Source organism: Candidatus Nomurabacteria bacterium, from assembly GCA_020631975.1.
GTDB lineage: Bacteria > Patescibacteriota > Saccharimonadia > Saccharimonadales > CAIOMD01 > JACKGO01.
In genome coordinates, this window is record JACKGO010000002.1 from 123,179 (window position 1) to 137,678 (window position 14,500).

The 14,500-nt window shown below is 43.0% G+C and carries 17 protein-coding genes; 2 read left to right on the top strand and 15 right to left on the bottom strand.

Going from position 1 to position 14,500, the window contains the following annotated elements; translation table 11 throughout:
• Nucleotides 1-19 precede the first annotated feature (19 nt).
• The 3 genes from H6795_02740 to H6795_02750 form a co-directional block, all read right to left on the bottom strand.
• Entirely contained in the window at nt 20-649 is a 630-nt protein-coding gene (locus H6795_02740; protein MCB9817428.1) for a YdcF family protein, read from the bottom strand.
• Nucleotides 650-745: 96 nt separating this feature from the next.
• Entirely contained in the window at nt 746-1,729 is a 984-nt protein-coding gene (locus H6795_02745; protein ID MCB9817429.1) for a hypothetical protein, read from the bottom strand.
• Between the two features lie 119 nt (nt 1,730-1,848).
• A complete protein-coding gene (locus H6795_02750; protein ID MCB9817430.1) occupies nt 1,849-2,415 on the bottom strand; it encodes a hypothetical protein in 567 nt (188 codons plus the stop codon).
• A gap of 160 nt (nt 2,416-2,575) precedes the next feature.
• Here H6795_02750 and H6795_02755 point away from each other — a divergent pair, with 160 nt between their 5' ends.
• Nucleotides 2,576-3,547, top strand: a complete 972-nt coding sequence (locus tag H6795_02755) for a DDE-type integrase/transposase/recombinase (protein MCB9817431.1) — start codon at nt 2,576-2,578, stop codon at nt 3,545-3,547.
• A gap of 80 nt (nt 3,548-3,627) precedes the next feature.
• On the opposite strand, the gene H6795_02760 is transcribed toward H6795_02755, so the two are convergent.
• The 9 genes from H6795_02760 to H6795_02800 form a co-directional block, all read right to left on the bottom strand.
• The gene (locus tag H6795_02760) at nt 3,628-4,119 is read right to left on the bottom strand and encodes a hypothetical protein (protein ID MCB9817432.1); all 492 of its coding nucleotides are present in this window, start codon (nt 4,117-4,119) and stop codon (nt 3,628-3,630) included.
• Between the two features lie 68 nt (nt 4,120-4,187).
• Complete coding sequence (locus tag H6795_02765; GenBank protein MCB9817433.1) at nt 4,188-4,907, bottom strand: TlyA family RNA methyltransferase; 720 nt, start codon at nt 4,905-4,907, stop codon at nt 4,188-4,190.
• Nucleotides 4,908-4,944: 37 nt separating this feature from the next.
• Nucleotides 4,945-5,304: a hypothetical protein gene (locus tag H6795_02770; GenBank protein ID MCB9817434.1), complete on the bottom strand. Its 360-nt coding sequence runs from the start codon at nt 5,302-5,304 to the stop codon at nt 4,945-4,947.
• Nucleotides 5,288-5,845 (bottom strand): elongation factor P, encoded by a 558-nt coding sequence (efp, locus tag H6795_02775; GenBank protein ID MCB9817435.1) that lies wholly within the window; start codon nt 5,843-5,845, stop codon nt 5,288-5,290. Before efp ends, H6795_02770 begins: the two co-directional genes overlap by 17 nt.
• Before the next feature lie 90 nt (nt 5,846-5,935).
• Nucleotides 5,936-6,145: a four helix bundle protein gene (locus tag H6795_02780; GenBank protein ID MCB9817436.1), complete on the bottom strand. Its 210-nt coding sequence runs from the start codon at nt 6,143-6,145 to the stop codon at nt 5,936-5,938.
• Nucleotides 6,146-6,305: 160 nt separating this feature from the next.
• Complete coding sequence (rpsR, locus tag H6795_02785) at nt 6,306-6,512, bottom strand: 30S ribosomal protein S18 (protein MCB9817437.1); 207 nt, start codon at nt 6,510-6,512, stop codon at nt 6,306-6,308.
• A gap of 97 nt (nt 6,513-6,609) precedes the next feature.
• The gene (locus tag H6795_02790; GenBank protein MCB9817438.1) at nt 6,610-7,062 is read right to left on the bottom strand and encodes a single-stranded DNA-binding protein; all 453 of its coding nucleotides are present in this window, start codon (nt 7,060-7,062) and stop codon (nt 6,610-6,612) included.
• An 84-nt stretch (nt 7,063-7,146) separates the two neighbouring features.
• Nucleotides 7,147-7,512 carry a 30S ribosomal protein S6 gene (gene rpsF, locus H6795_02795; protein MCB9817439.1) on the bottom strand — a complete coding sequence of 122 codons (366 nt, stop codon included), beginning with the start codon at nt 7,510-7,512 and terminating at the stop codon, nt 7,147-7,149.
• A 101-nt stretch (nt 7,513-7,613) separates the two neighbouring features.
• Entirely contained in the window at nt 7,614-8,087 is a 474-nt protein-coding gene (locus tag H6795_02800; protein ID MCB9817440.1) for a hypothetical protein, read from the bottom strand.
• Nucleotides 8,088-8,795: 708 nt separating this feature from the next.
• Between H6795_02800 and H6795_02805 the strand changes: the two genes are divergently transcribed.
• Complete coding sequence (locus tag H6795_02805; GenBank protein MCB9817441.1) at nt 8,796-10,919, top strand: ABC transporter ATP-binding protein; 2,124 nt, start codon at nt 8,796-8,798, stop codon at nt 10,917-10,919.
• A gap of 519 nt (nt 10,920-11,438) precedes the next feature.
• Here the strand turns inward: H6795_02805 and H6795_02810 are convergent.
• The 3 genes from H6795_02810 to H6795_02820 all read right to left on the bottom strand — a co-directional run bounded on the left by H6795_02810 (nt 11,439) and on the right by H6795_02820 (nt 14,194).
• Nucleotides 11,439-11,609, bottom strand: a complete 171-nt coding sequence (locus H6795_02810) for a hypothetical protein (protein MCB9817442.1) — start codon at nt 11,607-11,609, stop codon at nt 11,439-11,441.
• Nucleotides 11,610-12,122: 513 nt separating this feature from the next.
• Nucleotides 12,123-12,293: a hypothetical protein gene (locus H6795_02815; GenBank protein ID MCB9817443.1), complete on the bottom strand. Its 171-nt coding sequence runs from the start codon at nt 12,291-12,293 to the stop codon at nt 12,123-12,125.
• Between the two features lie 1,433 nt (nt 12,294-13,726).
• Complete coding sequence (locus H6795_02820) at nt 13,727-14,194, bottom strand: hypothetical protein (GenBank protein MCB9817444.1); 468 nt, start codon at nt 14,192-14,194, stop codon at nt 13,727-13,729.
• Nucleotides 14,195-14,500: the final 306 nt, after the last annotated feature.

Genomic DNA, 14,500 nt, shown 5'->3' on the forward strand with positions numbered 1-14,500 from the left:
TGTGTACCAACAAACACCACTAGGAACGTCCGGGGTGTATCTTTTGTATGAATGTACTGTTTTTGGGAGTTTCTACCAAATGCTGGTAGCGTCTTGCAGCCTGTTTAAATTGTTCCGTGTCGCCCGGTGTCACACCTGCAAGAGCAGCCACAGATAAACCCAAAAGTACCGCTTCCATAATCCGTTCCTTGGGCGATACAGGCACATCTGTTGGCAACACCTCTACTAAGGGCCCTTTTGGCAATGCTTTTTGAAGTAACAGACTACCCCTATGGGCGTGGCCCCAGCTCGCCACAACTACTAAGCGGAGACTACGCGTAGAGAAGCCAAGCTCATCAATGAGCCCTGCGACATTAGCAGCGTTTTCAAACGTGGTTGTAGACGATGGTTCGCCTATTACCTTCGCCTGTGGGTACAAAGTAAGAATATGCTTACGCATGGCATCTGCTTCAGAAATAGGATACTCTTCTTCTGCGGACGGGCCCCAGCCAGATGTTATAGCAAAGTCTGCCTTACCATCTAATAAATGCTCTGCAGCAGTTGTTGCATTAGCAATAGACCTCTCAGAGACTCCAATTGGCGTATTGCCTCGCCCCAATACTACTAAACCTGTAAGGCGATCTGTTGGTGGTATGTGTATATTCTTCATACGTATACTTTACTTCTTTAATGCATAATAAAACGTGTACTAAAAAGTTCTATGTATATACTATTATTATAATACTTTTATAATTATTTGTCAATTCTATCGATTCAATAGCGTTCCAATAAACCTAACCAACGCGTTTTTGCGATGTGTGGCCTTTTCTTCTGTGCGCTCTTGGCGCATCTGTATCATACGCGCAGCTTGGTGTGCTGGTAGCAATAAGCTATTTTGTATCATGTCTATGATTTCATCTACTGTAGTTATTGCGTAGGCACTGCGTAGTGAATCATCAGTTGGCTCTGTGAGACCCGTCGTTAAATCAACCGCTACAGACGGGGCTTTTGCTTGTTTATAGTAAGCTACTGGCGTGCCACCGTGGGTAATATTTACAAGTTCTGGCACTGCGGGTTGATTTACAGACTGTGGAGGTCTGAATAATCTTATAGATACATTGGGATGTTGTGGATCCTGTAGGTTGTCTACAGTGCTTAGTTCATACAAGGCTGACCCTAGTTGAGTAGCAATCAAAGACGGATGTGCGTTATTAATAATGGCGAGTGCAATAAAATATGCTTGGCTACTGCGGTATTCTTCGTAGTAACGGGAATATTCATCTATGTCATGTGGTATACGCAGGTTTTGCAAGTCTGTTACAACAGCACTATTAAATGGTTCAACAGCGTGTATACCTGTAAAAGTTTGGTGTGTATTAATTACTGCCGCACTTGGGTGAAGTTGGTATTCTTTGGCAAGGTCATCTATATCAATAGCAGTGATAATATAATTGCTTTCGTCAAGCAAACTAGCCTCTGACTTTGGTTGTGTAGCGTTGTAAGGGTACTTGTAACTTAAGATGTATGGCTTTAATGTTACCTGTTCAGCTTGTTCACGCTGTGCCAAGGCTATGATATTTGTTTCTTCTAGATAAGTATCATGGCCATGAGTTTTATCTGGAGTACTTTGTATAAGACCGCTGAGTTCGGGAGACCATGCATAGCCCCTCAGCTGCGCAAAACACTGCCGTTGCAATTGCGTGTACAGCTCTGGGTAGCCGTGGCCTTCTGGACTTCTCCCGTTATCCATACTTATATTATATCATACCTGTGCTTTTTAGTCAATTTTTGTAAAAACACTTGTACTATACAACATAGTTGGGTTGGTGGGGCGTGGGCAGTATTGCACCACACGCCCCACCTTGGCAATCAGCCCACCAGTATGTACTGACGGGTGCAGGTTGGGGACCAGAACATGGTCTTCACCTTGTTCCAGGCCATGTCTGATAGTACCGGATTTTTGCCAGGTTGTACCAGCTTGACCACTGGCCGTACCCATCGGTACACCTTGCCATTTTGCCCCACAACGTACGGAACGTTGATTTCGGGCATGAAGGCGACGTCAGCCTGAAACTCGCCAGGGCCGAGTTCTTGATCCCATCTGAATACCGTAACTGGTGCAGAGTTAAGTTTCTGCTTGCCACGGAGAATCAGACGAAATTTTGCCCACTTGTCGACATACAGTGTGTCGAGAGTAGCGAAGAGGTTGAAGATACGTTCATCATAACTCTCTTCGCCCACAACGACTTGCTGCAGGCACCATGGTGGTTGCACGAATGCAGTCGGCTGGGGAGCAACTTCGAACTCTTGGCCGATGTTGTCTGTTGCTTCTGACGAAACCGGTGTCGGCAGGTTCTGTGCCCAGGCATGCCCAGACACAGTCACGAAGAACACCGTAGCTAACGCTACGGCAACCCTACGAGCTTTTGCTGTCAATGTACCATTCCTCTCAAGAATTCGGATGATTGCCGAGTACTACTTTAACATAAATTAAAATATTTTACAAGCATAACGTAATGACTCAACAGCTTTGCAACACATAACATGTGGCTGTTCTACACTGTAAGTGTACTAATCTAAACAGGAGAACAGCCACATGAGCTATTCTAGCAACCCATTACTACCTAAAGCGAGAGCAGAAGCCGTTAGGCTCGTCATTGAGCAAAGTATGCCTTTGACAATTGCTGCAAGAAGATGTGGAGTCCACCGCACAACCTTATGGCGTTGGCTACGCAAATGGGAGCTACTAAACCAGAATGTTCAGCTCACCAATGTCAACCGACCAAAAAGAAACTCAGATTCCCAAGTGCCCAGCAGCTTTCGTCTCGCAGCTTGTACGTGGCGTATACCTACCAACAGTAGCCGACCTCATTTCTTTGGTCGGGCAGTACCCAATATGGTTGTTGAACGCATTCGGTATTACCGCACTAAGTACAACCGTTGCGCAACAATTGTTCACGCCTACTGCAAACAAGAAGGTACCGAAGTGTCACTCAGTACGGTTCGTCGGGTATTGTACCGACTCGGGTTGGTGGTACGACAAAAGTGGCAACGTCGGTGGCGTCCGCCACTACCGCGCCCAGATGTACAGTGTCCAGGTGACTTCATTCAAACCGACACGGTACACCTGTATGATCACCGAACAAAAAAGCGGAGCTATTTGTATACACTGGTTGATGTTTACTCTCGTTGGGCGTATGCCGAATACAGTACTGTGCTCAGCCAGCGTGTAGCCGCTGCAGTCATCCAGCGAGGCCAGGCCTATGCTCAGTTCCGTTTCAAAACCGTCCAGGCTGACAATGGACCCGAATTTAGTAAGAACTTTGAAGAGCTACTTAAAGCGCAAGGTACGACAGTACGTCACAGTAGAGTGCGACGACCGAATGACAATGCTCACATAGAGCGGTTCAACCGGACAATACAAGAAGAATGTATTGGTTCCACAAATCCATTCTCTAAAGAACTATATGGCAAGGTAGCAAACTACCTTGCCTACTACAACGAAGAAAGGCTACACTTGAGCTTAGAGTGTAGAACACCAGCGAGTGTTGCAAAGGTGTTGAACTAATTACGGCATAAAAAATACCCACTGGTGTGGGTTTTGGGTGGGCGCTGGGCTGCAAAGCCCTAGCGCCCACCCGTGGTGTCTTAGCGACTGACGGTGAAGCCTGCCGTCTGGTCAAAGTAGTAGTTTTTGTTGATGGTTATGACGACCGCCAACTGGCACCTAGCGTAGCACTCGACGTGCGGATAGATGACATGCCACCGACCCTTGCGCAGTTCACCGCCAGACCAGTAGTCTGTGGTCGCTCCGTCTAGATAGCGCATTGAGTGCAAATGTAGCTCGATGCCACGCACTTTGCGTGACTTCACAAGCGTTTTGACCGCGGTGACGCGATCGTTACCCTTGTGGCGAACAACACACAGCTTGACCCAAACCCTGACACTTTCGTGAAAGACTGTATCTACGTATTGATCGTAGATCTTCCACTTGCGTGTTGGGCAACCAGCGCTGCTCACGTACGCAGGTTGTGCGCTGGCACTCACTCTGCTTAGCGGTGCAGACATTGCACTCGCAGGCGCAACCGTGCCCACGAGCAAAACAACGCTCGCAAACACAATCTTGGCGATGGTAACCACTCTACATCACTCCCTCTATGATGGACGTGTTAAGACTTAACTACTTAAACATATTTTTATGCTTTTGTCTATATCTTTAGCAGGTAAAAACGTTCGATATTGCCCTTTGCGCCTTTTATATCTGAATCTGCTTTATGTAACACAATAAAATACTGCTTCACCCACGTTTCAAAATCACGCAAAATGCGGCGGCGCATAGCATCATTTTTTATCACACCGTGGTGTTTACTACCTGCCCCGGCTTCGAACTGTGGCTTACACATGGCTACCACCAGTGTTTTTTTAGAAATTATCGTAGCGATATGCGGTAAAACGTCGCGCAAGCTGATAAACGAAACATCAATAACAACCACGTCTATGTGTTCTGTGGGCTTAAAATTTCGTATATCAGTTTGTTCGTGAAGACTAATTTTTGTGTTACCGCGCAAACTTGGGTGCAGCTGTTGCGTACCTACATCTACAGCGAATACTTTTTTTGCACCATGTTGCAATGCGTAATCTGTAAAACCACCGGTACTGCTGCCGACATCCAGTACAACTTTGCCATTAAAATCAAGTTTTAGCAGCTGCGCGACACTAGCCAGTTTAAGGCCTGCCCGGCTCACGTATATCTCTTTTGCAATATTAGTAATCACAGCGCTAGGCGCTACAAAATACCCGGGCTTTTGGATAACTTTTTTATCTACCTGAATATAGCCAAGTCGAATACTATTTTCTGCCTGAGAACGCGTTAAGGCAAGATCGCGGCTGACGACTGCTTGGTCTAAGCGTTGCTTGGCTTGGGACATGCGCGCTCCTTGCTCTTTAAAGGCTGCCTATAGCAACCTATTTCTCACCACGTTCTGGTCTGTCGCCTAGTGATGGTTCGTCATCACCTAGTAGACGTACTTTTAAATCTGCTGTTATGGCTTGCATGCGGCCAAAGACAGATTCTACAGCGGAGCTCCCAAGATCACTGACGGTTGTATACGCATTTTTTGAACGTTCCTGTACTGTGCTTGTTGTGGCAGTGGCTTTATCTACGACTGTATCTGTCGCAGTTTTAGCGGTATCTGTTACTACACCTGCTTGCTCTACAATAAAACTACGGAGCTTACCTAGTGTTGATTCGGCTTTTTCTGTTATGTTAAATGACTTTGCGTCCCATGGTAACCCTAAAAAATCACGTTTATTTCTTTCGCTCACGATATGCTCCTGTTTCAGTATCTATTGATAAAATGTCGCCCTGCTTAATAAAAGCAGGTACTTTGACTATTATACCTGTTTCTAACGTAGCGTCTTTTAAAACACTGCTTGTTGTGTCGCCTTTTACAACGTCTTCTGTGTAGGTAACCGCCAAATAGACATTTTTTGGTAGTTCTATGCTAATAACGCGCCCATCAAATGACTGCGCTTTTACTTTATCGCCCTCTTTTAGGTAGCCTGTTTGGCCCTCGAGCATATCTGCACGAATTTCTATCTGCTCAAAGCTGTCGTCATCCATAAAAAAATAGGTTTGGGCGTCGTTATACAAATATTGAACATTTTTGTAGCTAATATCTGCTGGCTCAATAGCTTCGTTGCCTTTAAAGGTCTTTTGCAACACCTTGCCGTCTATAAGGCTTTTTATACGCACATTAACAATTGAGCCACCACGACCCATAACTTTTTGCCCGTATTCGAGTACTTTATATGGGTGGCCGTCCATCTGAAAAACAGCTCCCTTTTTTAAATCGGTTATTCCCATTTGTTAGATTATAGAAATTTGATGATAGATAATAGAATCTACTACCTAATTTCTTTCTCCTTTCTTATGATTAACTAGTTGCAAACGAACCTACATTTTATAAATAGAGACACATTGCTCGTATAGGCTATTCATATTTGATTCGCTAATATAACCTATGCCCCTAGCAATGAGAATCTGGTTCTCTGGTTCCGTCAATAATCCGTTGGCCATAGCGTAAAATTGATCATTTTCCTTGTAAGATTTTCTTCCAAAGCCTTCGGCGATGTTAGAACAAACCGAGACAGATGCTCTTTGCATTTGGCTAGAAAGGCCATACTGTTCATGTTTAGTAAAAAACTAGAAGTTACTTTGTAGATATGAACTGATAGGTGGTAAGTAGATTGCCATACACGCAAATCGCGAAATGACTTTATTCTGACACTTCTATCGGCCATAATCTATAATCCTGTATCTACATTTATTTGTTGGCTACAAAAGGTAGCAGCGCAATGTGGCGAGCTTGCTTGATAGCTCGGGCCAATCGGCGTTGTTGCATTTCTGTTAAGCCAGAACGCTTGCGGCCTTCTATTTGGCCAAACTGGTTGGTAAAGCGCTGTAAGGTCTTTACATCTTTATAATCAAAATAAATTGCGCCGGTAATTGGCTTTCTTTTTGGCTTTGCCATAAAATTTCTCCTCCTGAATTATTAGGTTTTAGGTTCTAGGTTTTAGGTTCTATTGTATTACTATAACCTGCAACCTTGCCCCTTTAACCTATACTTATTAAAATGGGATTTCTGATAAATCAATTGGTTCGTCGCTGATGTCTTCTATCACGACATCTTTCTTTTTCTGTGGGCTTGGTGCTGGGGCACTGCCACTTGGTGTATCTGATGCACCTTCGCTACGTCCACCCAAAAAAGTGACGTCTTGGGCGACAACTTCTACTTTATTACGCTTTTGGCCATCTTGTTCCCATGTGCGGTTTTGTAAACGACCGCTCACAAGTACTGGGCGCCCTTTAGTGACGTATTGCTGTACACGCTCACCCAATGGGCCCCAAGCAATAACATCTATGTAATCTGTAGCTTCTTGCCAATTACCTGTCGCATCTTTATAGCTACGGTTTAGTGCTAAGCTAAAATTACAGACGCTCTGGCCATTAGCGGTAGAACGCAGTTCTGGGTCACGTGTGAGGTTACCCATGAGGGTGACTTGGTTAAAACTTCTTGCCATTTTGATAATTCTCCTTTGCTACTTTACTTAAGTTATTAGTGAGTCGTTTTTAGTAAGTAGTAATTACTAAAATTTCGGAGGTTATTATTTTTCTTCTTTGGCTTCTTCTTCTCTTTTGGCGTGTTTGGCACGCGCAGCCTTGATGCTTTCTGCCTTTTTAATAGCTTTTACATCTGGCTTGGTTATAAGAAAACGAATTACCTCGTCGGTAATATTTAAGGTAGCTTCTACCTTAGTAACACTCGTAGGTGGCATATCTACGCCATAAAAAACGTACACTGCCATATCATGCCCCTTGATGTTATAGGCCAGCTTACGCTTGCCCCAGTTGTCTTCTGTTGTTACTTTGCCGCCATTAGTCTTTACAATGGCCTTGACCTTATCGGCTGCTTTGTCTAGATCTATTTCAAGATCCGGATCATACAAAATTGCCAGCTCATAGCTGTTCATAAATAGAACTCCTTCCGTTGGCTTAATTATCGCCTACGCGCCCTATTGGCCGTAAGCTGAAGTTAATAGTAGAGCTAGTGTACCAGTTTTACCTCTGTTAGTCAAGCAGCTAAGCGCTCTTTGGCGCGTTTAGATATCGTTGCAAAGTAATCTTCTTGTCTTTTATGGGTAATTGATTTAATAACTTTGACTGGTGTTGTAGGATGATGCTCGGGTAATAGACCAGAATTTCTAGAAAGTTTAAATGCAGGAATAATTGGAGCAGTTGCCTTGTCTAAATATGCGCTAATAACCATCATGCCAAAGTGTCTTTTGGTTTCTTGATCTCTTTCTTCTAAAAATTGCTCTAGTAATTCTGCAGACTTTTGCAAAACCCATGTCCATTGCTTGCTGCATAAAAAGTATCCACGACGCGCAAAGTAATTATCTTTACCATTAACTTTGTTAATATCTTGCTCTGGGAATACTCGTGAGCTTAGCATAGTCTGTAATGCTTTTTCGCCTAACCTAACTATAGAAGGTGTGCGTCTGCTAACATCTACTGCATATTGCGGAACTATATCTGCACACGCCATAATTCCAATAAAGAATTTCTCTTCGTCTGTATCTGGTAAATATGAAATCCCATTACTGAATGCTTCAAAAAGCTTTGGTGTAGTACCTGGGCGCTCAGTAACCGCGAATGCCTGACAACCCTACCACCCTGTCCTTGTAATAAAGCGTGAGTATTCCAGTGAAATATGTGATGATTATCGTCAAAATCATTGCGATGTCATACCCAGGATGGTTTCTCTGATGGCGCAATATGTAATGGAATACCCGTAATCTGGGTCTTACAGGAAAAAACCCATTGCGTATTTCTTCTTCCCATATATCGATTGGTGGTGATTCTATAGATTGCACCACTATGTAATTGGGTTTATGTAGGAATTATCCACTACTTTTTCCGTAGGTAATCTTTGAGACTGCATATTATACACTCCTCTTTTTTATTTGTACTCAGCTATCAAAAAAACGCCTTTGCAGTTTTTGCATTGGCGCTTTTTGAAGTGCGAGCCTGTACGTATTGTGCTTAGTAGCCAGCAAGTAAAGGTGTTAAGAATCATCACCATATGATGCTGCATACGCTCACGCTCCTTTTTTTGATATTTGCGTACCTATTTTCATCATAGTACCGCCGTCGTAAAAGTACAAGTGTTTTATATAAATCATTCCTTATTGTGGAATAAACAGCTTGTGCTTTGCTATAATTGTGTTTGAAAGCAGGTGTAAACACAGATATGATGCCTAAATTGTACGAGGCAATCGAAGCTCTCGTAGCACAAGGGGTGCCCAGCCAATATATTCCGAATGCGCTTATTCAAGCTGGATGGCCACCAAACCTTGTAAACCAAGCCGTCGATGCTTGGATGGTTACGCATGGCAGAAAGTTGCAACGCACAGATTTTAAAAATTGGGTGAAGAAATATCACCGTATGGCACTACCAGCTGTAGGAGTAGTTGTGTTTATCAACCTTATTGCCGATGGTATTGCCCTACTTAAGCCATGGCCTCTAAAAATATTGGCAGATTCTGCCTTTGGTGAAATAGCAGCACCAGGCCCACTAGAGCCATACACACATACACCAACACTTATTTTAATACTATCGCTCATAAGCATTGCCCTGTTTATCTTGGGCGCCTTATTTGGCTACGTACAAGATTTTTTGTTACTTAAAATTGGCTTTTGGCTGAACCGCGGTATTAAAGCAGAATCATTAAACCATATATTACATTTACCCCTGTTTCATCAAGAACGTCTAGCTAAGGGAGATTACGTTTATCGCCAGAATATTGTGACGAATAGTTTGTCTGACTTAGTGCTCGCATCTACTTCTTCAATAATTGGATCAATCCTTATGATAATCGCTATTTTGGTCATTATGCTAAAATTTAGCGTTACACTTACCTTATTTGCCGTTATACTTATTCCGTTTTTGTTCTTGACTATGAAGTTAGTTGGGCCAAAACTCGGCAAATATAATCAAGCCCTAAACGAAATTGCATCTGATACCGCTGCTAAAGTAACTGAATCGGTAGACAATGCAGAAACTGTTCAAGCCTTTACCCTAGAGCGAAAACAACTGGCGAACATCAACAAGCTGTGGGAAGTTGGATATCTGTTCACACGCAAAAGCATGGTGTGGGGTAAAGTGCTAGAAGATGGCAATGGCCTGTTGATAATTATCGCAACATCAGCTGTTATGTTCTTTGGCGGCTCTGCAGCCTTACGGGGTGATATTAGTTTTGGTGATTTACTAGTCTTTATGACGTATATGGGCTACTTACTTAACCCTGTGCAAGAACTGGTTAGCCAGGTTACTTCACGCAATAAAAAACTTATAGATGTGCACCGAGTATACGAAGTTTTAAGTGATCATGAAGGCATAGAAAACTTACGTAAAGATAGCTTGCTACCACCGCGCCTAAGCGGCATCGTACGGTTTGAAAACGTTAGCTATAGCTACAAAGACAACTTAGTGCTAAATAACGTCAACTTCACCGTTAATGCAGGTGAAAAAATAGGTATTATTGGGCCAAGTGGTGGTGGTAAAAGTACAATTTTAAAGCTTGTACCGTTATTTATAGAACCAGATGGTGGGCGTGTGCTCATAGATGAGTACGACACGCAAACAGTATCGCTACACGATTTACGAAAGCGGATCGCCTGGGTGAGCCAAACACCACAACTATTTGACGGTACGATTCTAGATAATTTATACGACGCCGATATAGACAGACAAATAACCAGCGACGAAGTTGTAGATGCGCTCGATGTTGCCAACGTAACAGAGTTTGCCGTTAAGCTACCGCTTGGGCTAGATACACCTACGGGTGAAAATGGCGGTAGCCTAAGTGGTGGTCAACGTCAGCGCGTAGCGATTGCGCGTTCACTACTACGCGGATCGCCCATTATTTGTCTTGACGAGCCAACAGCTGCACTTGATGCAAAAAGCGAAAATTATATTAAAGATTCACTCAGCCAAATGATTCAGGGCAAGACCGTTATGATGGTGACGCACCGTAAAGCACTACTCGCTCTTATGGATACGATTTATGTACTAGAAAACAGCACGCTTACAAATGTTAATGAACTTGGCGGGCTAGATGCATATTTGGCTAAACTAGAAGGTCTAGAAATAGAAAATGCACAAATAGACAATGAACACATAGAACCGATTGCACCGATTGGCGGTGGCTCTGGAGGTGTACCAGAAGTTACAGATGTAGATAAAGCGATTAACGATGCCTTGGCCACAGTTGATGATACTCCGCCTATAGCAACCAACAACGACGAAACACTAAATGACACCGTGCCAACAGAAACAACAGACAATGATGGTACGCTACGGATAGATCATCACTAGCATTAAAGACCTACCACGCATGTCTAGTAGGTCTTTAAGTTTACAGCAACCGTTAGATTATCTATTTTTCTTTTTCTTGCCTGGTCCGTCGTTGTCTTGTTTTTTTGGCTTATTTTGTTGAGCATTAACGAGTGCAGCTGCTTGTTCACTTTACATCTTACTGAGCCACCCGTCTTGTTTGAAGTTTTCTTTAGATATTCTACCGCTAAATCATTTCACGTTGGTCTTGTTTGCTGTCTATTTGTGCTTTTAAACTTCAGCTTGTTTGGCTTCTTTACGGCTTATTTCACCGTCTTTACCAGCAATAGATTTAAATGCTTTGAGCTCTTTTTTAGGCTAATTTTCATTATCGTTTAATAGAATCTACCATCTTGTAGGCTTTTGCTTCTGTGCGCTTAACGGTGCCAGATTTCCATCAACATCGGCCACTGCTACAAATTCTTTACGCTTGCTTTCTATGCCAACAACCCCGTCTTTGGTACGATCAGCAGCATTTAAAACAGTTTGCTCTTTTTTTGCTCACCGTTCCATCCGCATCCAGATAGGTGCAGGCCGATCTGCAGCCATAAGCACTTGTGATTTTTGCGCTGCCTCACTAATGCTCACATCATGACCGCCAGCTCCACTGGATCTGTCTTGCCCATAGGTGCAGGCGACCTTGACGTCCTCTGGACGTTGTCGTAGAAACACCGCCTGTCCCAGGGATGACCATTGCTGTTTGCAGGAACTTGCGATGCTCCTGGTGTTCCAGGGTCCTTTTCACCCGCAGTGCTAACGCCAGCTGGACGGCTGTCTTTACTAAGACGCTTCAACACTGCAGATCAGTGTCCGATTATGGTGACCAGTGATAGGCCACCATCTTTTTGCAGTTTTTAACCTCTACCCAAAATGGGATACCCTGTTCTCATTTTTTACCATTTTTAACTTTAATTATCATTGCCAGGATTTTTTAGTTTTTAGTAATACCTGTCTACAGCATTCTGGAATCTTCTGTACCGGTTGCATTAAATGCCAAGTTAACGAGTGCAGCTGCGGTTCAGTACTGCACTGCCATTTGCACCGCCCAAAAAGCTTGCTGTTGTGCTTTTGATAGTTCTTTAAATGGTTTTGTCTGACCATCTTCTCCACCAACATATGACGCTAAATTTTTTGACTGACAATATCACTGTTACTCGTCCATTCACCATTATGCATGACTTTTGCTTACGCACCTGGTTGACCATCATTGTGCCATGCCTGGCTGAATGTTGTTGGGTTTTTCCTTCTCGTAGGCAGCAATAGCCGCTGCGGCAATCTGGTTTGCCCTTTCGTTGTTACACCACCGCCGTAGGCAAGTGCAAAATCGACGCGTAAGACCTTTTTTTTGTACCACACCACCAGTCACGCCGAACAACTGTAGACGCGTATCAGCTCTTGCGCTGGCGAGGATCAGGCATAAGGATCTGTTTTTAGAAACACCAGTTCTAGCGCTCGCGTGCGCTATATCTTGCTTTTTTTAATAACATCCGGGTCTGTAACTTCTTTACCATCAAGTATTTAAGCTAACGTTATACCCGATATTGCGCCTGATTTGATAATTTTTCATTGAAATCACCGCCGGCTGCCCAAAGGCATCAAGTGCCTCACGTAATTTTTACTGGTACCCATTGTGCCGTGGGCTCTCATTTCTGCACCGCCATTTGCGTAAATCTGGCAAGTGTTAGTCCCTGCCATTTGGATCTTTCATCAAAGCATTAGCCTCCCATTTGCACCAGATTATTATTGTTGTTCACGACTTGTTTGTTCTGGTTATTTCTACCATCTGCAATTTTTAACATCCGAGCTAATGTCTGCGCCTGTTTTCAGCAGAACGGTTACGATTTGGAGAGCTTGATGGGCTACTATACACCTGGTTCGTAGTTGTACCGCCTGTTACCGTTGTTCCTGTGGTTGTATCATCGACAGGACCTGCAGTTTCCCTATCTTCTTTATCGCCTTTTGTTTAGATAGTCTTGTATAGTCTTTTCTCGTCCCCTGAAACACCATCGTTATCTACATCTAGTTTCTTATTATAATTTGGATTGTCTATACGTTTCTGTTTCTAACTTTGTTCGGTATAAGATTTTATCATCAACTTTTACTTTTGCTTATACCGTATTGGCCTATTTGGTATGTTTCTTGTTGTTTTTTTTTCCCAGATGCGCATACACATCTAGTTTAGTACCACCTGGACCATCTACTACTTTAAAACGCCTTTTGTCACCGTTGTGTTCTTAGACAAAGGGTCCTCCTCTGTTTTTAGTAGGTGGTAGTTTTACCAACTGCTTTTGCAGGCAGCCGTAAGCGCAGCTTGTCGTACCTGAACCATTCCTACCCTCACGTCGCTGACTTGCTTGTGCTTTAGTTTACTTGTTTGTTGTTCGGTCCTCTGTTTTGCCCAGGTCAAATTGTCTTTAACCAAATTATTATTATCAATATTGTTTTTCACCCCATCACCATCAACATCAACATGTTTACCCTTGTTTTGCTTTTTAAGCTGCCGCCCTGAATGTTGCTTTTTCTGAGTCTTGATATGCCTGACTAGAGGCCTGATATGCCCATGATATGCCTCATCCTGAGTCGAAGGTGCATATGTACTGGCTCTATTATTTTGTTTTGCTAAATTACCGTCTTAGTTGTTTTTTCCTTTTTAACTTGTTTTGTTGTAAATAACCTAGTAATACAGCATCTGGATCTATACCATGTGTAGTTTCAGTAGTGTTAAATTTGCTACATTAACTGTATATACATATAGCTATTACTGCTTATCATCAACCCTCACAAGTTCTTTACCAGTTCTTTTTCTTCTTCTTGCCTGGACCGTCGTTATCTTTATCTTTATGTTTTGGCGGCTGTTGAGCGTTAACAAGAGCGGCAGCTTGATTACCAACCTCTTGTGATCCACCTGATTGCTTGCTTGTACGTCTTAAATATTCTACCGCTAAATCGTGTTCACGCTGGTCTTGTTTGCTATCTATTTGTGCTTTTAATGCTTGCTTGGCTTCTTTACGGCTTATTTCACCGTCTTTACCAGCAATAGATTTAAATGCTTTGAGCTCTTTTTTACTAATCTTGTGGTCATCGTTACTGTCAACTGTTTTAAAGGCTTTTGCCTCTGTACGAGTAACCGTATTATCGCTATTGACGTCGGCGATAGCAACAAATTTGTTTAACTCTTTTTTACTCACAACACCGCTGTCATTACGATCTGCTGCGTTAAGGACGCTATCTTCTTTTTTTTGTAACAATACCGTCATTATTTAAATCTGCGGCCATTATGGACTGTGATCTTTTGAGCTGCTGTTGAGATATCAACATCTTTTATTCGGGCATTAGTTATTGTGTTGCCTATTTTTGGTTGTTCTTGATGGCATCATTTACTCACAGATGACTAATTTTAGTGTTCCTACCGTGTCTTGCTTGTTCTTTATAGCGTTATGTATGCGAACAGAGAGTCGCTAGCTTTTTTATTTTGAGTATTTGATTGACTGTTAACTGATGCGAGTGTGTGTCCATTCGGAGTACGAGTGGGTGTATCTGAACCAAATAATAGTTTTTTTTTT